Genomic DNA, 25,440 nt, shown 5'->3' with positions numbered 1-25,440 from the left:
GCCGGGCCTCTTCCGCTAGTCGCTCCTCAAAAGTGGTCGTGTGCTTGACCCGCCGTCGCACCATCGTACGGCCCTCACTCTTACGCCCCAATAAAACTAAACTCCTGTTCCCGTTCCCTGTCTGTCCGGGACCGCACACAAATCAGACAAGACACTTCCAAATTCTCTTAGGACACTCGGATCGCCGCCGCCCTATCTGAGCATGCGTGGTCAGTCGATCAACTTAGGAACATGATGGGACGTTCGAGCGGAGGTCGGCTACCCACAATCCAAACGTGCAATTCGCCTTCGCAGATCGTCCCCTCAAACTTTTCTTGTTTCTGTCATCTAAGTTCGCCAGAATTAAAGGGCCGGGATTTCCAGAATTAAAGGGCCAGGATTTAAAGACCCGGCCGATGGGAATGCCGGCGTTGAGAGCGAAGATACTCCGCGCCAGCAACGTCTTTGGAATGTTGCCTCGGGGTCACCTCACCCGTGAAGCAAAAAGGAATGTGATAGTAGCCGTCAAAGGAAGACGATGATGATTGACGACCAGTTGGCGCGTGCACACCGCAACAACATTCGACGCTATCGACACTTATTGCGGACTAGCCTGACAGAGTTCGAGCGCCAGTTTGTCGAAAGGCGTTTGAAGGAAGAGCAATCGAAGCTCGAACTATTAGTCGTCTCGTTCACAAAAGAAGCGCGCCACGATCCTTTCAAAGGGCCGGACAGCAGCTTGGCTTAAGTCGTTCAAGCGGCCGTGGGACCGGCGGCCGCCGAGGCGCTGCCCGTCGGCAAATTTCTCGGCATCGGGCCGGCGACCAGCGCGAAGATGAACTCGCTTAGTCTCTACACTGGGCCCGACATGCGAACTCAGATGTTGGAGTTCATGCAAGCCAACTTCGGCAGGGACGGCACGTACTTTTCGCCATCGGACGTATCTGAGCAGTTCGTCGGCGGCTTTCGCGAAGGCGTGTTGCACGTCTGGCGCGGAGCTTAGGCCTCAGCACAGGGCGGGGCAGCGAGCGTGCACCGGGGCCCGCTCTCCGACAATTTGCCTGCCATAGATTGGCAGGAAACGGCCCATTAACCCCCAACGTCCATCATTTATCCTGTCTAGCGCATAGTCGTTATCAACGAACTCACACAGGAGCCGTCGCTGATCCCAACTCGGCGACGGTCTTTCTGTTGATTGGACCGATGGACTATCGAGCTTTCACGAACGACAGTATCACCATGATGTATGAGAGTGTTCGTGGCGCTCTCGCGTCGGACGATGCTCAGAGGGCTGCCGGAGAGAAACCTCGCTTCCAAGTTCACGAAACATCTGATTGGCAGGAGCATGCCGCCAATCTAGAGACGGAAATGCTTCGGCGAGGCATGTTCTTCGAGATTATTGATTGGTCCGAAGATCAGGGGCGATTGTCTTTCTAGCTCTGCTTTATGGAATTTTAATGGATCGTCGCCCACGTTGAGACCATTGCAATCGTCGCGGCGGCGACACCCGTTTCGCTAACTATTGTCTGGACCTGCTCGGTTGGCAGTCTCTTCATGGGAGAGACCGTTATGCTCAAAGGTTGCATGATTGTTGCTTTCGCGCTGCTTTTTCTGACGCTGTGCGATCATCAAGTATCAAATGGCAAGTATACTGACGCGGTTATCGTCATGGCGAAACAGATCACGCGTTCGTTCGGCGTTTGACGTTGGCGGCGCCATGAGCGAGACGGATTACCTTTTAAGGCGTCGCCTCTCTAGGGACCTCACGACCTCGAATAGGACAAGGATGGACCCGACCATGACGGTTCCGATGGTCAGCAGAAACAGGATCATTCCCAGCTTGATCGGTCTGCGCATGCGATGCCGTAGGCGGGATCGGGGGCGGTCTGGGCAAGCCATTCGTGGACGGGCGCGGCTTGGTTACAGCGCGAGCCAAAAAGGCCCGCCAGCCCAAGGAATCTGCAGCTCACGGGAGAGTTCCCGACAGCCAGAGTTCGCGATCAAATGCAAATCTGCCTGTAACCTTTGTGGCGAGATCTTCGAATAATGGAGGCCAGAGGAGCAGCGTGAAGCGGGCAGGTTCGTTCTGATGAGTGCCGTTGTGGGGGACCTTTTCGGGGATTAGGGTGATGACGGGGCGATTGGACGGTTGGCGCGCTTTCTCCACGGGGCGGCCGGTCAGTTCCGGAGTCCGGCAGATGAATGTGTCCTCGCCGATCCCCACGCACGGAGATGGCGGTCTCGAACTCCTGTGGGACGACGGGGAGCGCGTCTTTTGCCGTGAATGGCGCCGTGGCGCCGATGGCAACGTCAACAATGTCTTGATCGTAAAGGCCGCTACAGAACATCCGCCGGCCGCGGTCCTCGACCGGCTCGCCCATGAATACGCCTTGCGCGACGAGCTCGATGGGACCTGGGCCGTACGGCCGCTGGAGCTGATCCGCGACGGTGGTCGAACCCTGCTGATATTGGAAGATCCCGGCAGCGAGCCGCTCGAGCAGTTGCTCGGCGCGCCGATGAAGCTGGACCATTTCTTGCGATTGGCTCTCGGCATCACCACCGCCGTCGACCAGCTGCATCGGCAGGGCCTGGTCCACAAGGATTTGAAGCCGGCCAATCTTCTGGTGAGCGGGGCAGACGAGGTCAGGATCACCGGATTTGGCCTTGCATCTCGCCTGCCGCGCGAGCGACAGCAGCTCGAACCACCGGAGACCATGGCGGGCACGCTGGCCTACATGGCGCCCGAGCAGACCGGCCGCATGAACCGGTCCGTCGATTCCCGCAGCGATCTGTACGCACTTGGCGTGACGTTCTACCGGATGCTGACGGGCGTACTGCCGTTTACCGCGGCCAATCCGATGGAATGGGTGCACAGCCACATCGCGAGACGTGCCGTTCCGCCTGCCGAACGGATCGATGGCGTGCCTCGCGCCGTGTCGGCGATCATCATGAAGCTTCTCGCCAAGACTGCCGACGACCGCTACCAGACCGCAGCCGGCCTCAAGAGCGACCTCGAACGGTCACTCGCCGAATGGGAAGCGCAGGGGCGGATCGATGATTTCGTTCTGGCCCAAGCCGATATACCGGACCGCCTGCTGATTCCCGAACGGCTCTACGGCAGGGAGCACGAGATCGAGGCGTTGCTCACCTCGTTCGATCGCGTCACCCGGAGCGGCACGCCCGAGCTCGTCTTGATCTCGGGCTATGCGGGTATCGGTAAGTCGGCCGTAGTCCACGAATTGCATAGAGCCCTGGTCTCGCGCGGTGGCCTTTTGGCCTCGGGCAAGTTCGATCAGTACAAGCGCGACATCCCTTATGCGACGCTGACACAGGCCTTTCAAAACATCGTCCGTCGCCTCCTCGCCAAGAATGACGCCGAACTCGCATCGTGGCGCGACGCGATCTGCGGAGCATTGACGCCCAACGGCCAGCTCATGGTCGATCTGGTTCCCGAATTGAAACTGATCATCGGCGATCAGCCGCCGGTCCCGGATGCTTCACCGCAAGACGCCCTGCGACGATTTCAACTGGTCCTGCAGCGCTTCATCGGCGTCTTCGCGCAACCGGACCGGCCGCTTGTGCTGTTCCTCGACGATCTGCAGTGGCTGGATGCTGCGACGCTCGATCTGCTCGAAGAGTTGCTGACCCGATCAGACTTGCAACATCTCCTGCTGATCGGCGCTTATCGCAGCAATGAGATCGATGCCAACCATCCGCTGAGGCGCAAGCTCGCCGCAATTCACGATTCGGGCGCGCGCGTCCGGACGCTCAGCCTGGCACCCCTCATTCGCGCCGACGTCGAGCATTTCATCGTGGATGCGCTTCGCTCCGAGCCGGCCCGCGCCGCGCCATTGGCGCAGCTGATACATGAGAAGACCGACGGCAATCCGTTCTTCCTGATCCAGTTCCTGCACGCACTCTCGGAGGAAAGCTTGCTGGCCTTCGATCATGAGGCAGGCCACTGGCGGTGGGACCTTGAGCGCATCCATGCCAAAAGCTATACCGAAAACGTCGTTGACTTGATGGTCCGCAAGCTGAGCCGCCTGCCGGAAGAAACGCGGACGGCTTTGCAGACGCTTGCATGCCTCGGCAGCGGCGCCGAGATCGCAACGCTGTCATTGATGCTCGGCACATCGGAACAGCAGGTCGATCTGGATCTCGTCGACGCGGTGCGTCTTGAGCTGGTCGAGCGTCAGGACCGGCACTGCAGGTTCGTGCACGACCGGGTCCAGGAAGCCGCCTACGCACTTATTCCCGAATCCGAGAGGCCTGCGTCGCACTTGCGACTCGGTCGGCTCCTGGTGGCAGGCACACCGCCGGAGCAGCGCGAGTTGGCGATCTTCGATATCGTCAATCAGCTCAACCGCGGCCTGTCCCTCGTCGGCTCGCCGGACGAGCGCGAGCAACTCGCCGAGCTCAACTTGATTGCCGGCCAGCGCGCCAAGGCATCCTCGGCCTATAGCTCGGCACTTGCCTATCTCTCCACCGGAAGCGAGCTCCTGACCGCCGATTGCTGGGTGCGGCGGCACGAGCTTGCCTTCGCATTGGAAATCAATCGGGCCGCATGCGAGTTCCTGACCGGCGAACCGGCTGTCGCCGACGATCGCCTGACTGCACTGGCGACGCGCGCGACCAACCCGCTCGAACAGGCCGCCGTCGCATGCCTGCGCATGGATGTCTATACAACGCTCGGTCAATCCAGCCGCGCCGTCGACGTCGGCCTGGGGTACCTGCGGCAGCTAGGCGTGCACTGGTCTCCCAATCCGACTGATGCGGAGGCGCGTCGGGAGTACGATCTGATCTGGACGGGCATTGGGGAGCGCAGCATCGAAGACCTCGTCAAGCTGCCCTTGATGAGCGACCCTGCCTCCCTAGCGACGATGGATGTTCTGACAAAGCTGCTGCCGCCCGCCCTCTTCACGGATATGAACCTGCTTTCCCTCACGATCTGCAGGGCCGTCAATCTTGGGCTCGAGTGGGGCCACAGCGACGGGTCGTGCGTTGCTTATGTACAGCTCGGAATGGTGGCCGGCCTGCAATTCGGCGACTACAGATCCGGCTTTCGCTTCGGAGAGCTCGGTTATGAATTGGTCGAGCAGCGCGGAATAAGCCGCTTCCAGGCTGCGACCTATCTGATTTTCGGCGCACACGTCGTGCCGTGGACCAGACACTTCAGGATCGCGCGCGATCTCCTTCGCCGCGCTTTCGAAAGCGCGCACAGGAGCGGCGATCTTACCTATGCGGCCTACAGCTGCAGCAATCTGAACGGCAATCTTTTCCAGGGAGGCGATCCACTCGTCGAGATTCTGAGCGAGGCCGAGACTGGCCTCGCCTTCGTCCGGAAGATGAGGTTCGGGTTCATCGAGGACATCATCGCCGCGCAACGCGGGCTGTTCCGGACGCTCCGCGGGTTGACCCCAACATTCGGCTCCTTCGACGACGAGCAGTTCGACGAGCTTCGGATCGAACAGCACTTCGCCGCCAATCCGAATTTGTGGCGCGCTGAGTGCATTTACTGGATCCTAAAGCTCCGGGCGCGCTTTCTTGCCGGCGACTACGCAACGGCGGTCGGCATCCTGTCGAAGCTGCAACGGCGGCGATGGACGCCGCTCACTCCGGCGGAGGCAGCTTCGTATCACTTCTATAGTGCGCTTTCTCTGGCTGCACTGCCGGAAGCGATCGCCGCCCAGCAGGGGCACATCGACACGATTGTCGGGCATCATCGGCAACTCCAGGCCTGGGCGGAGAATTGCCCGGACAATTTCGCGCATTGCGCGGCGCTGGTCGGTGCCGAGATCGCCCGGCTGGAGGGCCGCGACTCCAATGCAATGCGCCTTTACGAACACGCAGTTCGCTCGGCCCGCGCAAACGGACTCATTGCCGATGAGGGTCTCGCCTACGAACTGGCTGCGAACTTCTATGCGGCTCGCGATTATGGCGCGTTCGCCGACATATATCGTCGGAATGCGCGCGACGCCTATTCCCAGTGGGGAGCAGAGGGCAAGGTACGCCAGATCGATGAGATGTATCCGCACCTTGCGGAGAACGCACCCGTGGCCATTGCAACTGACACGATCGGTGCACCGATAGAACATCTGGACCTTGTGGCGGCGCTGAAGGTCTCAGAGGCCGTGTCCGGAGAGATCGTCCTCGATAAGCTGATCAACATTCTGATGCGCACGACCATCGAGCACGCCGGTGCGGAACGAGGATTGCTGATTTTGCAGCGGAACGCAGCGCTGCGAATTCGAGCGGAGGCGACGACCCGGGGAGCTTCGATCAATGTCGATCTGTGCGATCGCCCGATCTCCCAGACGGAAATCCCGGAGTCGCTCGTCCTGTACGCGGCTCGCACGCAAGGGAGCGTTATTCTCGACGATGCCGCGGAAAGTGGAACCTTCAGAGGGGACCCGTACCTTCAGCTCGAGAGCGCACGGTCGGTTCTGATCATTCCGCTCACGAAGCAAGGCAGCCTGGTCGCTCTGCTGTATCTCGAGAACAATCTTGCGAAGGGTGTATTTACGCCCGCAAAGGTCGCCCTTCTCAAATTTATCGCGTCCGAGGCCGCGACGTCGCTCGACAACGCTCGTCTGTACCGGGAGCTTCAGGAGCGCGAGCAGCGTTACCGCGAGGCTCAGATGGAGCTGGCCCACGCCAACCGCGTGGCGGTGATGGGACAGCTGACAGCGTCGATCGCCCACGAGGTCAATCAGCCGAACACCGCCGTCATCGCCAGCGCGCAAGCGGCCTTGAGCTGGCTCGATCACCAACCGCCGGCGCTGGAGCAGACGCGCAGGGCGCTGACACGCGCCATCGAGAACGGCATCCGCTCTAGCGAGGTCATTGAGCGAATCCGGGATCTCGTCAAGAAATCACCGCCCAAACGGGATTCCCTGGCGATCAACAACGTCATCGGCCAAGTCATCGAACTCACGCAGGCTGAGGCGGCACGGAACGATGTCGCGATCCGGACGGTATTCGCCGATCGTCTGCCCAAGGTCATCGGGGATCGCGTCGAGCTGCAGCAGGTCACGCTGAACCTGATCCTGAACGCCATCGAGGCGATGAGCGAGACAACGGAGGGCAAGCGCGAGCTGTTGATCCAGACCGCGAGAGCAGATGCCGAAAGCATACGCGTATCGATCACCGATTCGGGACCGGGCTTGTCTGCGGAGGGCCTCGCGCGGCTGTTCGAACCCTTCTACACGACCAAGTCGGGCGGCCTGGGTGTCGGACTGTCGATATGCCGCTCGATCATCGTGGCGCATGGCGGCAGGCTCTGGGCGACTGCAAACGAACCGCGCGGCGCCGTCTTCCAGTTCACTGTTCCGATCGATGACGGCTTTACGGTTGGTTGAATCATCTCGGCTGGCGTCATCACACCGCAAAATTGGTGGGATGACCTGTAACCAAGGCCGGGCCGCGGGCGAAATATGACCATCGGATCGCGCCGGCGAAGCCAAGCACGGGCCGGAACAGATCCGCCATCGACGGCGTGCTGCAGGGAGAGATCAGTTGGGACTGTCCTGGCAACAAGGCCCGCTTTCAACGGGAGCAATCGGCCGCTTTCTCGTCCCCGAGCCGCTGCCCAAGCGTCTCCTGTACGTCGAACCATTACGCCGCCGCCTCCGCGTGCGCTTTGGGGGAAGCTGGATCGCCGAGAGCGAACGAGCGCTCCTGCTTTTCGAACCGGGCCGTTATCCAGTCGCCTATTTCCCGGAGGCCGATGTTTCCCCACATGTGCTGGAACGCACCGAGCACATCACTCAACACGCCGATCTTGGGCCGACGTCCTGGTACAGCGTTCGGGTCGACGAGCAACACATCGCGGCGCGAGGAGCATGGCGGCACACCGACCTGCCCGCCCATGCGGGCGATTTGCAGGGTCTGATCGCCTTTGCCTGGCGGGCCATGGATGCCTTCTACGAGGAAGACGAACGCGTCGTGGGCCATGCCGCCGATCCCTATCACCGCATCGACATCCGCCAGACCTCTCGTAACCTCGTGGTCAACCACCAGGGCCGGGTCATCGCCGATACAAAGCGGCCGGCAGGTCCGTTACGAGTCCGGCTTTGCACCGCGTTGGTATGTTCCACGTGCCGACATCGATGAGTCTGCCCTCACTCCGGTCAAGCTCCAGACCTTCTGCCCTTACAAGGCCCTCTGCAGCTATTACTCCATCGGAGATGCGCGCCAGGCGGCATGGTCGTATCCCGACGCCTATCCCGAAGTCCGCCGCATCTCCAATTTTGTATCGTTCGAGCCGGACATCGTGTCGGTCCATCTCGATGGCACGCAGCTGCGTCTCGAACCCGGCCAATTGGTGGTTCCACGCGGCCCCGATCGCAATCTTGACATCGCCGAGGTGATCCCCGAGCCAACGCTGCTGACTGTGGTAAGCCGCCAGCGAGCATTCAAGCTCGCTGGCGACTTCTCGCTCAAGCAAAAAGGCGATCAAGGAGGCTGGTCGCTGATCCAGACTAGAGGCGTCCGGCGGCGAGCGGCATCGATACTCCGCCATGCTCCAGGTACAGGTCGTTCGCCAACGTCCCGGCGCTCTGTTTCCTCTAGAGCTTTATGATTACGCTCGCGACACGCGCACGAAATCATCGATTTCGGCGAAGCCGTCTCCATTCCCCGAGACCGTATTGGGAAAGCCGCGCTCTTCGGATGTCCTGCGGCCGGTTCGAGAAACCCATACTTCCGTCTGCATTATTGCATCATAACCGCTAGGTTGTGCGCAGTCTTTTCAGTGGGCACCCTGCAACAGGCACTGCATTCGGCGAGACTCGACGCGAGTTGGATCTGTCCGGGAGATTTCTCACTTTCCGAGGAATTGCTACTGCGCAACCGCCATGATCTCGCGTTGGGGCACGCCGTCTAAATATTTGTAGCTGAGCTACAGCACACCCAGACGAGGCGTACTATGAACACGGACCAGAAGGTTGTTGTAGTTACGGGCGCTTCGCGAGGCCTTGGCGAAGCAATCGTCAAAGGATATCGCAGCCGCAACTATCGCGTTGTCGCAACTTCTCGATCGATTGCACCATCTTGCGATCCTGACCTCCTTGCAATTCGTGGTGACGTCGCCGATCCGGAAAACCGGAAGGCGCGTCATCGAATCTGCTTTGGAGCGGTTCGGTCGTGTCGACAGGTTGATCAACAATGCCGGCATCTTCATCCCCGGGCCGTTCGAAGAATATACCGAACAGAATTACAAGGACGTGCTCGCAACCAACCTGAACGGCTTCTTCTTCATTACCCAGCATGCCATCAAGGCGATGCTCGCAAAAAAAGTGGTCACGTCGTCCAGATTACCACCACCCTTGTCGAATACGCCAACTCAAACGTTTCTGCCGTTCTGGCGTCGATCACCAAGGGCGGCCTCGCCGCCGCAACGCGCGGTCTCGCAATCGAATACGCTTCCCGCGGCATTCGGGTAAATGCGGTGGCTCCCGGCATGATCAAGACGCCTCTTCGCTCCCCAGAGACGCACGAAGCTCTGGCATCGCTGCATCCTCTCAAGCGGATGGGTGAACCCGAGGATATTGCGCAGGCGATCCTCTACTTGGAAGACGCCAGCTTCGTCACTGGCGAAACCATTCGCGTTGATGGTGGCCAGATCGCAGGTCACTAATTCAGAGACTGCCGCCGCAATTCGCGAGCGTACCCCTCTCTGAGCTATCCCCCTTGGCGGGGTGCCACCATGGCGATGTCCCCTTCCCTTTTGTCAACAGGAGAAAACACCATGAATTTTATCGTCGATGCGATCGGCCGTTCGGGCCTGCTACGCCGCGATCTCGACTATCACCTGCTCCGTGCCTCGATGGTGATCATCTTCGCGTGGTTCGGGTACGACAAATGGTTCGAATCCGAGATCAAAGGGTTGGTTCCATTGATCACCCACGGGCCGTTTATTTTTTGGACGATTCCGGTCTTGGGGATCGGAGGCACAAGCGTTCTTCTAGGAGCTTCAGAATGGACCTTTGGTTCGCTACTGCTACTGGGATATTGGAACAAGAAACTGGGTGTACTTGGCGCTCTCGGTTCTTGCTGCACCTTCATTGCAACCTTTACGATTTTGCCATTCGCTCCTGACGCCTGGGATCCCGGCGCCGGAGGGTTCCCCGCCATGGGAATAGTCGCCGCCTTCCTTTTGAAAGATCTCGTCTTGCTGACTGTCTCTGTCTACCTGCTGAAGCAGGATGTCCAGCGGGTGATCGCGGCGCGTGAGAAACCGACATTGGCCCGAGAGCGTAGTGCGTTGTCCGCTACGAACTGAGAAACACCCGAAAAACGTGATCCACACCGCCGTAGTGGCGGAGCGAAACTGTATGCATCGAGCGATTTCAGACTTCGATGAGGAAGGGAAGATGGTATGATTTCCGCGGCTTTTCCGTACCAAAAAAAGCGCATGCAGATTCTGGGTAGAGAGATGGCCTACGTAGAGGTGGGAGAGGGCAACCCCATTGTGGTGCTACACGGCAATCCTAGCTCCTCGTACCTCTGGCGCAACGTATTGCCACGTCTACAGATTGTGTTGCAAAAGTCGAAAGTTGCAGGACTCAAGATTTTTCGCAAACACCAAGCAGCGAGCGATCGCTGATTCGTATGACCGCAATCGCGTTACCGAAGTCGCCTGTGAATTTTGCGTGAGGCCGTGCGGTCCCTCGCATCTTGTACGCGAAAGTCCGCCCAGGGCCCGCAGAATTTTGGTCATCTGCGAAAATCGGCTTTTTGCAACAATATCGGCCAACAAGCGACATCGCCCTTTTGGAAAGGCGAAGATGCGGGCGACAGGACTTGCTCATTTGAAGGAAGCCGCGATCCGCTGAATCGCTCGCGGATACGTGTCTTCCAAGGCTCAGGGAGGGCATGGTATTTTGTCATACCAACGTCATCGGTAGTCTCGCGCCAAAAAAGCAATGTGCGATGTCTCAGGCCGCGATAGAGGCTCATCGCCGCATCGTCATCGTCGGAGCCGGATTTGGTGGCCTAAGCGCCGCCAAACGTCTGGCGAAGTCGCCGCTCAACGTCACCATCGTGGATCAACACAATTATCATCTGTTCCAGCCGCTGCTGTACCAAGTGGCGACTGCCAGCCTGTCACCAGCCGACATCGCCTCTCCCATCCGCAGCCTTCTTCGGAATGTCGACAACGTTAAGGTCATCTTGGCCAAAGTCTCCGGCGTGGATGTTGCGCGCCAGGAAGTAGTGGCCGAGGGGCACCGCATTCCGTTTGATGATCTGATCATCGCCACCGGGGCCGAGCATGACTACTTTGGGAACGAATGGGCGCAGTTCTTACCCGGTCTTAAGACCATTGACGACGCCACATCTATCCGATGCCGGATCCTGCTCGCCTTCGAGCTTGCCGAGACAGAGCCGGACGCGGACGAGCGGCGACGGCTGTTGAATTTCGTCGTCGTGGGCGGCGGCCCGACCGGCGTCGAAATGGCGGGCTCCATCGCGGAACTCGCCAATCGCGCGCTTGCGTCGGACTTTCGCGTCATCGACCCGCGAGTCGCCCGCATCATCCTCATCGAGGCTGCGCCGAGGCTGCTGACGTCCTTCGACCCGTCACTGTCTGAGACGGCACGGCGTTCGCTCGAGCAGCTTGGAGTCGAGGTGCGTCTTAGAGCGGGCGTCACCGGATGCGATAGCGGCGGCGCGTCGATCGGCGCGGAACGCATCGAATCCCGCACCATTATTTGGGCTGCCGGCGTCAAGGCAACGCCCGCTGCCGAATGGCTCGGCGCAGAACACGATCGCGCCGGCCGCGTCAAGGTCGAGACGGACCTTTCGATCCCCGGCCATCCGAACATCTTCGTCATCGGCGACGCCGCGCTCATGCTCGGCGCGAATGGCAAGCCGAAGCCCGGCGACGCGGGGGTCGCCAAACAACAGGGCAAATATGTCGCGAAGCTACTGATCGCTCGCAACAAGTCGAAGTCATTCCCGCCATTTCGTTACCGCCACCTCGGTTCGATCGCGGCGATCGGACGCAAGAGCGCAATTGTGCAAATGCACTGGCTGAAGCTCACCGGTTTGCTGGGCTGGCTCGTCTGGAGCATCGCACACATTTACTACCTGATCGGCTTCCGCAGTCGCACCATCGTGGCGATGAACTGGGCGTGGAACTACCTGACGCTCCAGCGCGGGACGCGACTGATTACGGGGGTTGCCGGCTCCGGCGTCGCGGAAACGGCACCTTGCGTCCCGTCGCCGGCGGCCGCCAAGGTCGACGGCGCGGCGGTGCCTCGTCCCGCCGGCCCCGACGCTCAAGCACAATAACCGTCATGCACCGCGCAACCCGTGCTTGGCGACATCCACTGTGTGTCAATCGAGTCGGTTTGCGCTGAACCGGTGACTTCCGGTCTGACCAGATAAGCGGACATCGTCACATCGGACCGGCATGTCTCGAACCGGCCAGTTCCGGACACCGACAGCGCACGATGTACTCGCCCATCATCGTAACGGAGCGTACTGCTGGAGGTGGAGCGCAATGGAAGAGGCACTTGGTCGGTTGCTTGCAACTGGCAACACAGCCGAGATATTCGAGTGGGGCTCTCGGGTGATGAAGCTCTACAAATCGCCCGCGGCAAAGCCAGCGGCATTCCGAGAGGCGGCGACGAGCGCAGCTGTGGAGGCTCTGGGACTTCCCGCTCCGAAAGGTATGGAACGTACATGATGTTGGGGGTCGATGGGGACTGGTGTTCGACCGGGTGACTCAAAAGTCATTCGCCGAGCAAATGTTCGACAAACTGGACGATGTTCCCCGATATCTTGAATGCATAGTGCAGCTCCAGATACGAATTCATAGTCACCAAGCAATACAATTTACTGGGCTTAAGATCACACTTGCGGGCAACATTGCGGCGAGCTTGCCTCTCGACAAGCTGCGCAAACAAGAACTGCTGGACACACTCGTGGATATGCCGGATGGCAACCGACTATGTCATGGCGACTTCCATCCATTGAACATTCTGGGTGACACTTCGGACCCGGTGATCATTGATTGGCTGGACGCGCGCCGAGGCGATCCGGCGGCTGATGTGTGCCGTTCCTACCTGCTGCTCAAATTGCATGCCGCTGAAATTGCCATGCCCTACCTCGACGCATACTGCCGCCTCGGCGATATGGATCGCGATGCCGTGCTGCGCTGGATGCCCTACCTTGCGGCCGCAAAGCTCGCTGAGGGTGTCCCTAGCGAGCGCGCTGGATTGCTCGAAATCGTCGGCTCGAGTCCGATGAGAGGGGCCTCATCGACGTAGGCTTCTGCGCCGCCTCCCGCCCAGAGGGCCGCTTTGGGTCAAGAGCGCCGTCTCGACTGGCGACATCAAGGGGCTCCATTCTAAGGGAAAATGAGTGAGAGAAGATAGAGCAAGTATCCGACCACGAGCGCGCCCTACGGCCACTGAAAGTCATAATAGGGGTTTGTCATCGCTCATCGGCAACCTTCCGGCGAAATCCCGAACTCGTGGATCAATCGGTCGGCTAGGTTGGCGAAACTCGCTCGATGAAGCCCTTGGCCAGGGCGTGATAGATGCCCTCGTCGCAAATCATTCGAGAGGTTGCATGCGCGATCAGCGCAGCCGCCATCAATGGTACGACCATGCCGTGATTGTCGGTCATCTCGGTCACGATCACGAATGCGGTGATCGGCGCCTGCACGACGCCAGCGAAGTACGATACCATGCCGAGCAGCATGATCGCACCGAGCGGTGCGTCGTGGAAGATCGAAGCGACATTACTGCCAATGCCGGCACCGACGGCAAGAGACGGGGAGAAAATGCCGCCCGGTATGCCGCTAATCGCGGCAAAGGTCGTCGCCAGAAGCTTGAAGACGCCGAAATCTTGCGGTAGCGGCGAGCCATGATCAAGCGCTGTCTTCACCTGCGAGTAGCCCGTGCCATAGATCGTATCGCCGGACATCAAGCCGCAGATCGCGACAGCGAAACCGGACGCGAATGCGAACCACAGCGGATTAGCCTTGATTGCACGGCCGAGTGGATTCCTGAAACCGCGAGCCATCGTGATGACGATCCGACTGAATAGCCCACCGGCCAGGCCGCCAACCACGCCGCAGATCGGAATGGCGAGCCAGTCCGCGCCGCGCGCAAGAGCTGCCGCGCTGCTGCCGAAATAGGCGTAGTTTCCGGCCAGTGCGAGCGACGTCAGGCCTGCAGCGATCACGGCGCCAATAATGAGACTGGATGTGCGGGTTTCAAAGGCGCGGCTCATCTCCTCGATACCGAAGACGATTCCCGCCAGCGGTGTGTTGAAGGCCGCAGCAACGCCAGCGGCGGCACCGGCCAGGATCAGCCCGGGCTTGCGGCGCGGCGAGAAGCAGCCGAGCGCAAACATGATGGAGGCGCCGCACAGGAGCCCGAACAAGGTGAGGACCATCTTGCCGATTGCGATCCGGATTGAGACAAGACGCTCGCGTTCGCTCTGATCCGTCAGATGCCGCGCGGCGATCGCTTGCGGGATTCCACTGCCCTGGGCGTTCGGGAACAGGCGGATGGTCAAATAGGCCGACAGCATGAAGCCCAGCGGCGTCACCGCCAGCACGGCGTAACGGGACTTGGCGAGCAGGAGCGTAAAGCCATGCTGCGCGAGATCAGCGAGTTGAGCCAGAGCCACCGCCGCTGCGCCGACTCCGATCCCGCCGAGCAGGAAGATCGCTCGCCGTTGCCATCGCGTGGAGGTGATTTTGAATAGCCGCTTGTGGCGGTTCGAGAGGAGCGTCATGATCAAGATCGAAGCAAAGGGGCTCGGCTAGAGGCCGCCGATTCAGGCGGCATTAGACTTCGGTCATATCGGTTCAAGCTGGATTTGGCTTAAGATCGCCTCATGCGGGGAATGCTCATAGTCACGATAGGCTTTTTGGTGCTGGCGCTTGCGTTCTCACGAACGCACCAATTCGTGATCCAGCCGACGAAGCCGCTTCCTCCTGTGAATGCACTCGCCGACTGAGGCGACCTTGCCCCGTTGAGCAGTGTACGCCCATTATGTTGAACTGTGGCGATTTAGTGGAGTTTCTCAAAAGTTTCGGATTGGTCTCGAAGCTCGGCTTCAAGGTCGGCGATCCCGTCTGCCATAACCCCCACAAGGAACTGATGCCTGAGTTCAAGGCAGCGCGCGAGGTCGGCTTCGGGTCAATCGCGCCGGCTTGCCCCGATGTGATGACTTCCGGTCTGACCGGATAAACCGATATCTTCAGATCGGACCTGCATGTCTCGAATGGGCCATCTGTGGACGGCTCCGGGTTGGCAAGAAGAATCTTCACGTCGCAGTATTGGTCGGAGCAGCCATGTGTTCGGCCTGTTTGCGCGGCTCACATGACCGCTGGCCATAATGCCCTCCGCGGATCAGGTCCCGGTCAATAGCACGCATTCGAAGATGCTGTGGCCCAAGTGGGTTGTCCTGATCGCCGGATCGACCGGCACTGCATTACGTGCTGTTCGTCCTCCCAACCGTTACGTGACGCCGGAATGTCCGGCGCGATGTCGTTTAGGCCGCCAGCGCGGCCGGTTCCTGGTAGCGCTCGTTCCTGGCCATCATAGCCCAGGCCATCCTGGCGAGCTTGTTGGCGAGCGCGATGGCGGCAACCTTGGTCGGTCGCCGCGCCAGCAGTCCCGTAAGCCAGGGCCGATGCCCGGTGCCATGGATCTTGGCGTAGCGGATTACGGCGAGTGCGTCAGCGGTAAACAGGCTGCGCAAATAGCGGTCGCCTTGCTTGCTGATGCTGCCAAGCCTGTCCTTGCCACCACTGGACTTCTGCTTCGGCACGAGCCCGACCCAGGCCGAGAAGTCCCGTCCCGATCGGAAAGCCTTGGGATCCGCAATGCTGGCGACCAAGGCTGTTGCCAACGCCGGCCCGACGCCGGGGATCGCGTCCAGCCGTTTGCTCGTCGCGCTTGATCGATGCCAGGCGATGATGCGTCGGTCGAACTCCAGGATTTGGGCCTTCAGCGCTCGCAACTGAGCGCCGAGTGCCGTAATGCAGGCGCGGGCCACTTCCGGGAGCCGGGAGTCAGCTGTATCGGCTACGACTTCCAGAAGTTGCTCGACACCTCTGCGTCCGACGGGGGCGACGATCCCGAACTCGGCAAGATAGGCCCGGATCGAGTTGATGACGGCCGTCTGCTGGCGGAGTGAAGATGAAGAGATGGCGGGCGCGGTGAAGCATCAGGCAGCTCTGCTGCTCGACCGTCTTGGTCGGCACAAACCGCATGTTGGGTCTGGCGACCGCTTCGCAGATCGCCTCCGCGTCCGTGGCGTCGTTCTTCTGCCGCTTGACGTAGGGCTTCACATGGGCCGGCGGCATTAATCGCACCGTATGCCCCAACGCCTGCAACTCGCGGGACCAATAGTGGGAAGACGCGCAAGCCTCAATCCCAACCAGGCATGACGGCAACTTCTCAAAGAACGACAGCACGAAACGGCGCTTTAGCTGGCGACGGATCACCACCTGTCCAGCAGCGTCAATGCCGTGAACCTGAAAAACCGACTTGGCAATGTCCAGTCCGATTGTCGTAATCATCTGCATTGGTAGCTCCTCAAGATCGTGGGAGCTCTAGTAGCTCCCATATCCATGGCACTCCGATCTTTCTGGGCACGTTCCTCTATGCCATCGGCTTCGTCACGCAATATATCGTGCCCAAGACCATCGACACCGGCGCGCCGACCTCGCTAACCAACGCGCTCGCCATCAATCTGCTGTTGCTATCGACCTTCGCGGTTCAGCATAGCGGCATGGCGCGGCAGGGGTTCAAGCGGCTGTTCGCGCGCTTCGCTTCGCCGGTCATCGAGCGCTCCAGCTACGTGCTGCTGGCAAGCCTGACGCTCTTGCTGCTGTTCTGGCAATGGCAACCGATTCCGACGGTCATCTGGAACATCGAGTCTCCCGCCTTGGCCGGGCTCGTGATTGCGGGCGAGTTCCTGGGCTGGCTGATTGTGCTCTACAGCACATTCCTCATCAGCCATTTCGAACTGTTCGGCTTGACACAGGTTATCAGCCATTTCGCCGGCCGGCTCACCGCGCCCGTCAAGTTCAAGTCGCCGGGCCTGTATCGCCTCATCCGCCACCCGATCTATCTGGGGTTCATCATCGCCTTCTGGTCGACACCGGTGATGACGCTCGGACACCTGATATTCGCATCAGTGACAACGGCCTATATCTTCGTCGGCATCTGGCTCGAGGAGCGCGATCTGGTGGCGCTCTTCGGCGACGAGTACCGAAAGTATCGGGAGCGCGTCGCGATGCTGTTGCCGGGCCTTTTCTGAACAGATTGGAAAGGCACCATCGTGACCGGACAGGATTTGATCGATCGTGCAAAAGCCTTCGTCGCGGCAGTCGCCGCGGCGAAGCCCCGCCAGACCGTCGAGGCCTTTTATGCCGATGATATCGTGCAGGAGGAATTTCCAAACCTTCTCCTGCCGCAGGGCGCAGTGCGCGATTTCATCAACTTGCGAGCGTCTTACGACAGATCCCGTTACATCCTTGCCTCGCAATCGTTCGAAATCGTCAACGCCCTTGCGTCAGGCAATTGCGTGGTGATGGAGACGATCTGGACTGCAACACTGGCGGTCGGCGTCGGCAAGCTTGCTCCCGGCCACACTATGCGCGCCCGTTTTGCGCAGTTCTTCGAATTCCGTGACGGGCTGATCTTCAGGATTCGCAACTACGATTGTTTCGAGCGAATCTAGTCCGTAGGGTGAGTTACGCCTGTCGACTGCGCTTCGCACGGCCGAAAGGCTAATCCACCCTGCAGGCCGTCATGCCAACCGTTCGATCACGAGATCCAGCAGCGCGCGCAGGCGCGCCAGGCGCCGGAGATCGCGGTGATAGCCGACATAGGTGTCGCGGCCGGGCGGCGTTGCGCCGATGTCGAGCACGACGAGACGGCGGTCGCGGTCGCCGAGGGGGCGTGGCAGCACGGCGAACCCGCCGCCGCCGGCGCACAGCTCCGCCTGCGCCTGGCGGTTGTTGCTGCGCGAGGCGATCTCCGCATTCGGCAGCGTGCGCTTCAACCAGATCGCATCTGGCATGTCGGCGAATTCGGCATTCATGGTGACGACGCGGGCGCCGCTTCCGTCGCCGGCGCGCGGCGGCTTGCTGCCCTTCCTGCCATAGAGCGCGTAGGGAATGTGGAGCAGCTTTCTCGAGATCACCTCGGGTTCGCTGAACGGCTTGATGCGGAAGACGAGATCGGCCTCGCGCCGCGGCAGGCTGTAGAGACGGGCATCGGTCAGGAGCTCGACGGTCACCTTGGGATGGCGCTTGCCGAAGGCGGCGATCACCGGCGACAGCATCACCGCGCCGAACCAGTCCGACGACGACAGGCGCAGCATGCCGTCAAGCTGCGTCTCCGCACCCGAGGCGTGGCGCTGAAGCGCGAGCGCCTCCTCCTCGATCCGCTCGGCGTGGCGCAGCACGGCGGCGCCCTCGTCGGTCAGCACAAAACCATCGGCGGTGCGCTGGAACAGCGTTTGTCCCAGCGCGGTTTCGAGCGCGCGAAGCCGCCGCCCCATCGTCGGCTGGGTCTGGCCGATCTTGCGCGCGGCAGCCCCGAGCGTGCCTTCGCGCGCGATCGCCAGGAAGATACGCAGATCGCTCCAGTCCATCGAAATGACCTCATACAGAAATGCACGATCATCGTACATCCTTGTGCATTTCCATGCAAAAATTCATGGGCATATTGGAGGCCAACAACGGAGCAAGACGATCATGACGAGACAATCGACGATGCGGGCGGCGATCCTGGAGACCCACAACGCACCGCTGCGCCTCTCAACCGTCTCCACGCCCGAGGTCGGGCCGCGCGAGGTGCTGGTGCGGGTGCATGCGAGCGGGGTCAATCCGCTCGACACCAAGATTCATGCCGGCGCGGCAGCACATGCGCGTCATCCGCTACCCGCCATTCTCGGAATCGATCTCGCCGGCGTGGTCGAGCAGACCGGGCGCGACGTGACGCGGTTCAAGCCGGGCGACGAGGTCTATGGCATGACCGGCGGCGTCGGCGGCGTGCCGGGATCGCTCGCCGAGTTCGCCGCGGTCGATGCCGACCTGCTGGCGCCCAAGCCCGCCAATCTCAGCATGCGCGAAGCGGCCGCCCTGCCGCTGATCTTCATCACGGCCTGGGAAGGCCTGATCGATCGCGCGGCGCTGAAGGCCGGCCAGAGGGTTTTGATTCATGGCGGTGCCGGCGGCGTCGGCCATGTCGCGATCCAAATCGCGCGCGCCATCGGAGCAGACGTGTTCGCGACCGGCTCGGCAGCGCAGCGCGCCACCATCGAAGGCTTTGGCGCTGTGTTCATCGACCGCGGCACTGCGATCGAAGCTTACGTTGCAGAGCATACCGGCGGCCGCGGCTTCGACATCGTCTACGACACCGTCGGCGGCAAGGTGCTCGATGCCTCCTTCGAAGCCATGCGCCGTTTTGGCCATGTGGTGAGCGCGCTGGGCTGGGGCACGCACGCGCTTGCGCCGCTGTCGTTCCGCGCCGCCAGCTATTCCGGTGTGTTCACGCTGCTGCCGCTGCTATCAGGCGAAGGCCGCGCGCATCACGGTGAGATCATGGCGGAAGCGACGCGCCTGGTTGAAGCCGGCAAGCTCGCGCCGCTGGTCGATGCAAGGCGCTTCACGCTGGAGAGTGTTGGCGATGCCTACGCTCTGATCCGGCATCACGCCGCCAAGGGCAAGCTGGTCGTCGACATCTGAGGTGAGGCTCGTAGCCCGGATGGAGCTGTCTGCTGCACCCGCCGCTAGTCCTCGCTGGCCGCCGCTGAGCGATTGCGCAAGTAAGCCTGCGACAACAGGAAGAACAGTGCGCGCTCGCCATGATATTTGGCGGACGGCCGGGTGCGCTCGAAGCCATCGGCAAATATCTTGCCGGACTGGCACACCTGCCATCGCCAGCCAAACCGCTTACGCCTGGTGATGATCACTTCAAACATGCCGACGGGCTTGGTCCCCTGCTTCTGCCGGTCTCGCAAGGCATGCGCCTGCTCCGGCCTCCCCCGTTAGACGGATGCCCGACATATAGCGCAGCAGGACGGAAAGAGAATAAAATTGATTATCGGAAATCCGTATCTTCCACCGGCTATGACGAAGTCGCGACGCTTGCGGAATAAGCCTGTGCTGGCGGTGTTAATCGCTTCCTTCAACACTGCTTGCAACGCTGCTTGGTAGCGCTGGCAAAGGTATTCAAGTTGGAACACAAGACGCGTATGCCCGGTAAGCGAACGCTCACCGGGCATTCACGCCGCAGCTCAGCGGCCGACTCGCGCCTGGAGATGCGCAGGATAGCGGTCGCCCTGCACGGCGACCTTGGACAGCACCCCTGCAATTGCAGTGAGGTCCGCGTCCGACAGCGTCACCGCAGCCGCGCCGAGATTTTCCTCGAGCCGGTGCAGTTTGGTGGTGCCGGGGATCGGCACGATCCACGGCTTCTGCGCGAGCAGCCAGGCCAACGCGATCTGCGCCGGCGTCGCTTTCTTCATTGCGGCGATCTCGCCAAGCAGATCGACGAGGGTCTGATTGGATTTGCGTGCGCTGGATGAGAAGCGCGGCACGATGTTGCGGAAGTCGCTCGCATCGAACGTCGTGCTCTCGGTGATCGCGCCGGTGAGAAAACCCTTGCCGAGCGGGCTGAACGGAACGAAGCCGATGCCGAGCTCTTCCAGCGTCGGCAGGATCTCCTGCTCCGGCTCGCGCCACCACAGCGAATACTCGCTTTGCAACGCGGTCACGGGCTGCACCGCATGGGCGCGGCGAATGGTCTGCGCACCCGCCTCCGACAAGCCAAAATGCAGCACCTTGCCGGCCTGGATCAGATCCTTGACCGCGCCCGCGGTCTCCTCGACCGGCACGTCGGGATCGACACGGTGCTGGTAGAACAGATCGATGCGATCGGTCTTGAGCCGCTTCAGCGCAGCCTCCGCCACCGCCTTGACGTTGGCGGGCCGACTGTCGAGCCCGGCCTCGACCTTGCCGCCCTTGAAGCCGAACTTGGTGGCGATCACGACCTTGTCGCGGAACGGCTGAAGCGCCTCGCCGAGCAGCTCCTCGTTGGCAAAGGGCCCATAGGCCTCGGCGGTGTCGAAGAAGGTCACACCGCGCGCGACCGCGGTCCTGATCAGCGCGATCGCCTGCGACGTCTCGGTCGCCGGGCCATAACCGTAGCTCAGGCCCATGCAGCCGAGGCCGAGGGCCGAGACCTCGAGGCCGCTCTTGCCCAATGTTCGCATCTGCATCGTCAGCTCTCCCTGAAGTTCATGTTCGGCAGCGAATTTAGGCCACGCGCCGGCCCGCGATTAGATGATAAAATCGGTATGTACTGATGAGATGGATTCATGAATGACCCGCACCAACGTCAATGACCTCCTGGCCTTCCTCGCGGTCGCGCGCGAGCGCAGCTTTACCCGCGCGGCAGCCCAGCTCGGCGTGTCGCAGTCGGCGCTCAGCCACACTGTGCGCGGCCTGGAGGAACGGCTCGGCCTGCGGCTGCTCACCCGCACCACCCGCAGCGTCGCGCCAACGGAAGCGGGCGAACGTCTGCTCCGCAATGTCGGGCCGCGCTTTGCGGAGATCGACGCAGAGCTGTCGGCGCTGACCGCGCTCCGCGAGACGCCGGCGGGCACCATCCGCATCACCGCCGGCGAGCACGCCGCACAGACGGTGCTGTGGCCGGCGCTCGCAAAGCTGCTGCCGCGCTACCCCGATATCAAGGTCGAGCTCGTCGTCGACTATGGCCTGACCGATATCGTCGCCGAGCGCTACGACGCCGGCGTGCGCCTCGGCGAGCAGGTCGCCAGGGACATGATCGCGGTGCGGATCGGGCCGGAGATGCGCATGGCCGTGGTCGGCGCGCCCGCCTATTTCGCCGCGCGGGGCAAGCCGAAGCTGCCGCAGGATCTCACCGAGCACAATTGCATCAACCTCCGCCTGCCGACCTATGGCGGGATCTATGCCTGGGAGTTCGAGAAGCGCGGACGCGCGATGAAGGTGCGGGTCGACGGCCAGCTCGTGCTCAACACCGGCCTGCTCAGGATGAATGCCGTGCTGGCGGGGCTTGGCCTTGCCTATATCCCCGACGATCTCGTGAAGCGCGAGATCGCCGACGGCCGGCTGATCCGCGTGCTCGCCGACTGGTGCGCACCGTTTGCGGGCTATCACCTCTATTATCCGAGCCGTCGGCAGCCGACGCCGGCGTTCGCGGTGCTGGTGGAGGCGCTGCGGTATCGGAAGTGACGGGGCGCGGCCCTCCTCCTTGTCATTGCGAGCGCAGCGAAGCAATCCAGAATCTTTCCGCGGAGATACTCTGGATTGCTTCGCTGCGCTCGCAATGACGGTGGGGAAACAGCCGCGCGTCGAAACTGCGCTCTCGTGCCCCGGACGCGGCGTAGCGCTCCTTCAGCGGTGCGCCGCTGAGCCGGGGCCCATCTATCGAGATATGTGCTTGTGGCTTCCTGGGTCCCGGCTCTGCGGAGCGGCATTGCATGCCGCACCGCGTCCGGGACACGAGACTAGCGCGCGACCACTTCCACTTCGCCGTCGACGCCGTTGACGACGTTGAAGCCGCGCTCGTAGACCTTGCCCTCGTTCTTGGCGATGGCGCGGTATTCGCCTTCGGAGAGCACGACGCGCGGGAAGGCGCCGATCGATTCCTTGATGACGTCGCCGCCGGGGGTCAGCACCGACCAGGCGGTGTTGGCGAGCGCCTCGCCGCCCCTGTCGCTGACGAGCTTGAGCGTGATCACGGCGGCGCGGTGGGTGATGGTGACGTCGGTGAGCTTGCCGGCCTGGACGCGGATATCCGAGCGCACCACCGAATTGGCGTCGCCATAATTGGAGATGATGTAGTAGGTGCCCTCCGGGATCAGCACGACGTCGCCGGCGGCGACGTTCGGCACCAGCGAGGCGCGCTCGCCGGACTCGAACTGGCTGCCCTTGTAGATCGCGAACGAAATCTGGTTCTGCGGAATGCGGCTGGTGCCGACGCGCCCCTCAATGCGCAGGCCGCCGGCCGGCAGCACGAAGGATTCGCGATCGGTCTCGGCCTTCAGGCTGACGGTGCGCACCGCGCTGACGAGGCCGAAGGCGACGTGCACGACGTAATTGCCCGGCGGCAGCACGATGTTCGGCGTGGCGTTCCGATCCTCGCGGATCAGCTTGAAGGTGCCGTTCTCGTCAGGACGGTCGGCAAACACGCGCCAGACCAGGCCGCTGGTGATCGCTGGTGTATCCTTGCCGTATTTCGCGGTCAGCGACAGAACGCCCTGGCCGGGCACGGCTGCGTTGAGCGGCGGGGCCGCCGGCACGGTGCTGACCGCGGGCGGTGGCATGCTGGGCGTATTCGGCTGCAGCAGGGTCGGCGGCAGGCTCGGCGGCCCAGCACCCGGGCCTGAGGGGGGCGCGAGGCTGACGGCGCCGCCGGGGTCGGGCACCGAGGCGGGCGGCACCGGGGGCGGACGATCGGAGAAAAGCTGCGCCTGGGCAGCATTTTGGCCAAGGATATAGAGGCAGGCAGCAAGGATCAGCGTCGGCAGCAACGATGTGCTGCGCCGCCATCCGATGATGCCGTCACCCCCGAGAGTCATGCCACCTGCTTTTCACCGAAAACGCGGCAAATTCAAGCCTCCGAATCCCCGGGGAATACGGCCGGATACAGTTCTTTGGAACCCGGTTGACGCCTGCGTGATTAAACGGGAGGCAGCCGCTCCTCGCCACACTCCTGCCCCCTGCTTCCCGAACGGTATAAACCATGCTTTGCCCTCGTTCTGGCGGAGCGGAAGTACGGCGCCTACTCTGCTGTGAGGGCTGGCCCGGGGTAGGAGGGTTTCGGTGCTTGATATCTTGAAGGGTCGGGGCGCGAACGGCTCCAATGGAGAGAAGGTCGGTCTTGGCAGCGTGCGACGGCCGGTCATTGGCCTGGCGCTCGGCGGTGGCGCGGCGCGCGGCTTTGCCCATATCGGCATCCTCAGAACCCTGGCCGCCAATGGCATCGTGCCTGACGTCGTGGTCGGCACCTCGATCGGCGCCGTGGTCGGCGGCCTCTATGCGGCCGGCCGGCTCGACACGCTGCAGGAGTGGGGACGCAGCCTGCAGGGGATGCGCAACATCCTCGGCTATCTGGACATCCGACTGAGCGGCTCCGGCCTGATCGGCGGTGAGAAGCTGGCAACCCGGCTCGAGGACGCGGTCGGCCAGACCCTGATCGAGGATCTTCCGATCAAGTTCGCCGCCGTCGCAACCGAGGTCCGTACCGGCCACGAGATCTGGCTGACGCGCGGCCGCGTGGTCGACGCCATGCGCGCCTCCTACGCCCTACCCGGCATCTTCTCGCCCGTCCTGATCGGTGACCGCTGGCTGGTCGACGGCGCGCTGGTGAATCCGGTGCCGGTCTCGGCCGCCCGCGCGCTCGGCGCAGAAATCGTCATCGCGGCAAATCTTTCCAGCGACATCTTCACCCATTCCACGACGATCTATTCACACGGCGCGGTGCCCGAGACGGTCCCGCCGGCGGCCGAGGCAACCACGGCGAAGCGGCGCTTTCCGCGATTGTTCTCGCCCGAGAAAACCATGAAGCGCGAGTTCTTCGGCGGCGCCGGACGGCCCGGCATCTCCTCGGTGATGGTCGACGCCTTCAACATCATGCAGGACCGCATTACCCGCGCACGCCTCGCCGGCGATCCGCCCGATCTCCTGATCACGCCGCGGGTCGGTCATTTCGGCTGGTTCGACTTCCACCGCGGCGAGGATCTGATCGCGCACGGCACCCGCGCCGCCGAGCGCGCGCTGGAGTCGATCCAGGAGGCGATCGAGGTGCTCGCGCCAGCGCCCGCGGGCAGCGCGCCCAAGGCGGGCGAGCCCAAGGCAGACGAATAAGGCCGACGAGTAAGGCCGCTCAGGCCGTCTTGATATAGTCGCGCAGGGCTTCCTGCTCGGTCTCGTATTCCTGGACGCGGCGCTTGACGATGTCGCCGATCGAGATCAGGCCGACCACCTTGCCATCGTCGACGACCGGCAAATGGCGGAACTTGCCGGTGGTCATCGTCTCCATGAGCTCGGCGACCGTGTCGGTCTCCTTGCAGGTCACCACCTTGCGGGTCATGACCTGGGAGACCGGCTCCTCCAGCGCGCCGGCGCCGCGCTCGCCGATCACGCGCACGATGTCGCGCTCGGACAGGATGCCTTCGAGCCGGCTCTGGTTCATCACCAGCACCGCGCCGATCTTCTTCTCGCCGAGCAGTTTGACCGCGGCAGCCAGCTTGGCGTCGGGCTCGACGCTCATGATCTGGTGGCCCTTGGTGTTGAGAATGGAACGTACCGTCATTGTCGGCCTCCCTGAATCGGATCCGTCCGCATTTCGCGGACCGGACTTGTTCGTCGAGTCTTCAACTAACAGTTTAGGCGCCGGTTGCACGCTGAGGCGCTTTGCGAAGCATCGC

The 25,440-nt window shown here is 61.9% G+C and carries 20 protein-coding genes and 4 pseudogenes; 17 read left to right on the top strand and 7 right to left on the bottom strand.

Annotated elements, in window-relative coordinates:
* Positions 1 to 520 precede the first annotated feature (520 nt).
* The 11 genes and pseudogenes from ACVJ5M_RS19505 to ACVJ5M_RS19455 all read left to right on the top strand — a co-directional run bounded on the left by ACVJ5M_RS19505 (position 521) and on the right by ACVJ5M_RS19455 (position 13,253).
* A complete protein-coding gene (locus ACVJ5M_RS19505; RefSeq protein WP_354099206.1) occupies positions 521 to 727 on the top strand; it encodes a hypothetical protein in 207 nt (68 codons plus the stop codon).
* Between the two features lie 15 nt (positions 728 to 742).
* Positions 743 to 907 (top strand): annotated as a pseudogene (locus ACVJ5M_RS19500) (DNA polymerase IV); the annotation flags it as partial.
* Between the two features lie 626 nt (positions 908 to 1,533).
* Positions 1,534 to 1,683, top strand: a complete 150-nt coding sequence (locus ACVJ5M_RS19495; protein ID WP_354099201.1) for a hypothetical protein — start codon at positions 1,534 to 1,536, stop codon at positions 1,681 to 1,683.
* A gap of 494 nt (positions 1,684 to 2,177) precedes the next feature.
* Positions 2,178 to 7,337 (top strand): trifunctional serine/threonine-protein kinase/ATP-binding protein/sensor histidine kinase, encoded by a 5,160-nt coding sequence (locus ACVJ5M_RS19490; protein WP_354099200.1) that lies wholly within the window; start codon positions 2,178 to 2,180, stop codon positions 7,335 to 7,337.
* A gap of 157 nt (positions 7,338 to 7,494) precedes the next feature.
* The gene (locus tag ACVJ5M_RS19485; protein WP_354099199.1) at positions 7,495 to 8,091 is read left to right on the top strand and encodes a DUF427 domain-containing protein; all 597 of its coding nucleotides are present in this window, start codon (positions 7,495 to 7,497) and stop codon (positions 8,089 to 8,091) included.
* Positions 8,015 to 8,560, top strand: coding sequence for a DUF427 domain-containing protein (locus tag ACVJ5M_RS19480; protein WP_354100474.1), 546 nt, complete (start codon positions 8,015 to 8,017; stop codon positions 8,558 to 8,560). Before ACVJ5M_RS19485 ends, ACVJ5M_RS19480 begins: the two co-directional genes overlap by 77 nt.
* Before the next feature lie 345 nt (positions 8,561 to 8,905).
* Positions 8,906 to 9,616: pseudogene (locus tag ACVJ5M_RS19475) on the top strand (SDR family NAD(P)-dependent oxidoreductase).
* 111 nt (positions 9,617 to 9,727) lie between these two features.
* Complete coding sequence (locus tag ACVJ5M_RS19470; RefSeq protein ID WP_354099198.1) at positions 9,728 to 10,261, top strand: YkgB family protein; 534 nt, start codon at positions 9,728 to 9,730, stop codon at positions 10,259 to 10,261.
* A 132-nt stretch (positions 10,262 to 10,393) separates the two neighbouring features.
* A pseudogene (locus ACVJ5M_RS19465) lies at positions 10,394 to 10,504 on the top strand (haloalkane dehalogenase); the annotation flags it as partial.
* Between the two features lie 407 nt (positions 10,505 to 10,911).
* Positions 10,912 to 12,273: an NAD(P)/FAD-dependent oxidoreductase gene (locus ACVJ5M_RS19460; protein WP_354099197.1), complete on the top strand. Its 1,362-nt coding sequence runs from the start codon at positions 10,912 to 10,914 to the stop codon at positions 12,271 to 12,273.
* Positions 12,274 to 12,692: 419 nt separating this feature from the next.
* The gene (locus tag ACVJ5M_RS19455; RefSeq protein WP_354099196.1) at positions 12,693 to 13,253 is read left to right on the top strand and encodes a phosphotransferase family protein; all 561 of its coding nucleotides are present in this window, start codon (positions 12,693 to 12,695) and stop codon (positions 13,251 to 13,253) included.
* Between the two features lie 223 nt (positions 13,254 to 13,476).
* Here the strand turns inward: ACVJ5M_RS19455 and ACVJ5M_RS19450 are convergent, their stop codons facing one another.
* Positions 13,477 to 14,733, bottom strand: a complete 1,257-nt coding sequence (locus tag ACVJ5M_RS19450) for a chloride channel protein (RefSeq protein WP_354100471.1) — start codon at positions 14,731 to 14,733, stop codon at positions 13,477 to 13,479.
* A gap of 305 nt (positions 14,734 to 15,038) precedes the next feature.
* Between ACVJ5M_RS19450 and ACVJ5M_RS19445 the strand changes: the two genes are divergently transcribed.
* Entirely contained in the window at positions 15,039 to 15,191 is a 153-nt protein-coding gene (locus ACVJ5M_RS19445; protein WP_354097546.1) for a hypothetical protein, read from the top strand.
* A 304-nt stretch (positions 15,192 to 15,495) separates the two neighbouring features.
* Here ACVJ5M_RS19445 and ACVJ5M_RS19440 read toward each other — a convergent pair.
* A pseudogene (locus tag ACVJ5M_RS19440) lies at positions 15,496 to 16,534 on the bottom strand (IS110 family RNA-guided transposase).
* On the opposite strand from ACVJ5M_RS19440, the gene mddA reads away from it, so the two are divergent.
* A complete protein-coding gene (gene mddA / locus ACVJ5M_RS19435; protein ID WP_456679374.1) occupies positions 16,534 to 17,271 on the top strand; it encodes a methanethiol S-methyltransferase in 738 nt (245 codons plus the stop codon). The pseudogene ACVJ5M_RS19440 and the gene mddA sit on opposite strands and share 1 nt — an antisense overlap.
* Positions 17,272 to 17,292: 21 nt before the next feature.
* A complete protein-coding gene (locus tag ACVJ5M_RS19430; RefSeq protein WP_354097545.1) occupies positions 17,293 to 17,694 on the top strand; it encodes a nuclear transport factor 2 family protein in 402 nt (133 codons plus the stop codon).
* A 69-nt stretch (positions 17,695 to 17,763) separates the two neighbouring features.
* On the opposite strand, the gene ACVJ5M_RS19425 is transcribed toward ACVJ5M_RS19430, so the two are convergent.
* Positions 17,764 to 18,612 carry a LysR family transcriptional regulator gene (locus tag ACVJ5M_RS19425; protein WP_354100473.1) on the bottom strand — a complete coding sequence of 283 codons (849 nt, stop codon included), beginning with the start codon at positions 18,610 to 18,612 and terminating at the stop codon, positions 17,764 to 17,766.
* Between the two features lie 103 nt (positions 18,613 to 18,715).
* On the opposite strand from ACVJ5M_RS19425, the gene ACVJ5M_RS19420 reads away from it, so the two are divergent.
* Positions 18,716 to 19,708 (top strand): zinc-dependent alcohol dehydrogenase family protein, encoded by a 993-nt coding sequence (locus ACVJ5M_RS19420; RefSeq protein WP_354100470.1) that lies wholly within the window; start codon positions 18,716 to 18,718, stop codon positions 19,706 to 19,708.
* Positions 19,709 to 19,752: 44 nt separating this feature from the next.
* On the opposite strand, the gene ACVJ5M_RS19415 is transcribed toward ACVJ5M_RS19420, so the two are convergent.
* Together ACVJ5M_RS19415 and ACVJ5M_RS19410 are read right to left on the bottom strand one after the other, a co-directional pair.
* A complete protein-coding gene (locus ACVJ5M_RS19415; RefSeq protein WP_028150253.1) occupies positions 19,753 to 19,944 on the bottom strand; it encodes a hypothetical protein in 192 nt (63 codons plus the stop codon).
* Positions 19,945 to 20,259: 315 nt separating this feature from the next.
* A complete protein-coding gene (locus tag ACVJ5M_RS19410; RefSeq protein WP_231142216.1) occupies positions 20,260 to 21,243 on the bottom strand; it encodes an aldo/keto reductase in 984 nt (327 codons plus the stop codon).
* A gap of 103 nt (positions 21,244 to 21,346) precedes the next feature.
* Here ACVJ5M_RS19410 and ACVJ5M_RS19405 point away from each other — a divergent pair, with 103 nt between their 5' ends.
* Positions 21,347 to 22,240: a LysR family transcriptional regulator gene (locus ACVJ5M_RS19405; RefSeq protein ID WP_354097544.1), complete on the top strand. Its 894-nt coding sequence runs from the start codon at positions 21,347 to 21,349 to the stop codon at positions 22,238 to 22,240.
* Between the two features lie 275 nt (positions 22,241 to 22,515).
* Here ACVJ5M_RS19405 and ACVJ5M_RS19400 read toward each other — a convergent pair whose 3' ends face one another.
* Positions 22,516 to 23,589 (bottom strand): hypothetical protein, encoded by a 1,074-nt coding sequence (locus ACVJ5M_RS19400; RefSeq protein WP_354097543.1) that lies wholly within the window; start codon positions 23,587 to 23,589, stop codon positions 22,516 to 22,518.
* A gap of 244 nt (positions 23,590 to 23,833) precedes the next feature.
* On the opposite strand from ACVJ5M_RS19400, the gene ACVJ5M_RS19395 reads away from it, so the two are divergent.
* Positions 23,834 to 24,877 (top strand): patatin-like phospholipase family protein, encoded by a 1,044-nt coding sequence (locus ACVJ5M_RS19395; RefSeq protein ID WP_063982500.1) that lies wholly within the window; start codon positions 23,834 to 23,836, stop codon positions 24,875 to 24,877.
* Between the two features lie 19 nt (positions 24,878 to 24,896).
* On the opposite strand, the gene ACVJ5M_RS19390 is transcribed toward ACVJ5M_RS19395, so the two are convergent.
* Positions 24,897 to 25,325 carry a CBS domain-containing protein gene (locus ACVJ5M_RS19390; protein ID WP_063982499.1) on the bottom strand — a complete coding sequence of 143 codons (429 nt, stop codon included), beginning with the start codon at positions 25,323 to 25,325 and terminating at the stop codon, positions 24,897 to 24,899.
* Positions 25,326 to 25,440: the final 115 nt, after the last annotated feature.

The sequence above is a fragment of the Bradyrhizobium sp. S3.7.6 genome (genome assembly GCF_054061875.1).
This window is presented reverse-complemented; position numbering and strand designations above follow the sequence as displayed.

What these genes read in the sequence shown, in the direction of transcription:
- ACVJ5M_RS19505 (WP_354099206.1), top strand. Translation starts at nt 521, where the DNA reads ATGATTGACGACCAGTTGGCGCGTGCACACCGCAACAACATTCGACGC.
- ACVJ5M_RS19495 (WP_354099201.1), top strand. Translation starts at nt 1,534, where the DNA reads ATGGGAGAGACCGTTATGCTCAAAGGTTGCATGATTGTTGCTTTCGCG.
- ACVJ5M_RS19490 (WP_354099200.1), top strand. Translation starts at nt 2,178, where the DNA reads ATGAATGTGTCCTCGCCGATCCCCACGCACGGAGATGGCGGTCTCGAA.
- ACVJ5M_RS19470 (WP_354099198.1), top strand. Translation starts at nt 9,728, where the DNA reads ATGAATTTTATCGTCGATGCGATCGGCCGTTCGGGCCTGCTACGCCGC.
- ACVJ5M_RS19460 (WP_354099197.1), top strand. Translation starts at nt 10,912, where the DNA reads ATGTCTCAGGCCGCGATAGAGGCTCATCGCCGCATCGTCATCGTCGGA.
- ACVJ5M_RS19450 (WP_354100471.1), bottom strand. Translation starts at nt 14,733, where the DNA reads ATGACGCTCCTCTCGAACCGCCACAAGCGGCTATTCAAAATCACCTCC.
- ACVJ5M_RS19425 (WP_354100473.1), bottom strand. Translation starts at nt 18,612, where the DNA reads ATGGACTGGAGCGATCTGCGTATCTTCCTGGCGATCGCGCGCGAAGGC.
- ACVJ5M_RS19420 (WP_354100470.1), top strand. Translation starts at nt 18,716, where the DNA reads ATGACGAGACAATCGACGATGCGGGCGGCGATCCTGGAGACCCACAAC.
- ACVJ5M_RS19415 (WP_028150253.1), bottom strand. Translation starts at nt 19,944, where the DNA reads ATGTTTGAAGTGATCATCACCAGGCGTAAGCGGTTTGGCTGGCGATGG.
- ACVJ5M_RS19410 (WP_231142216.1), bottom strand. Translation starts at nt 21,243, where the DNA reads ATGCAGATGCGAACATTGGGCAAGAGCGGCCTCGAGGTCTCGGCCCTC.
- ACVJ5M_RS19405 (WP_354097544.1), top strand. Translation starts at nt 21,347, where the DNA reads ATGACCCGCACCAACGTCAATGACCTCCTGGCCTTCCTCGCGGTCGCG.
- ACVJ5M_RS19400 (WP_354097543.1), bottom strand. Translation starts at nt 23,589, where the DNA reads ATGACTCTCGGGGGTGACGGCATCATCGGATGGCGGCGCAGCACATCG.
- ACVJ5M_RS19390 (WP_063982499.1), bottom strand. Translation starts at nt 25,325, where the DNA reads ATGACGGTACGTTCCATTCTCAACACCAAGGGCCACCAGATCATGAGC.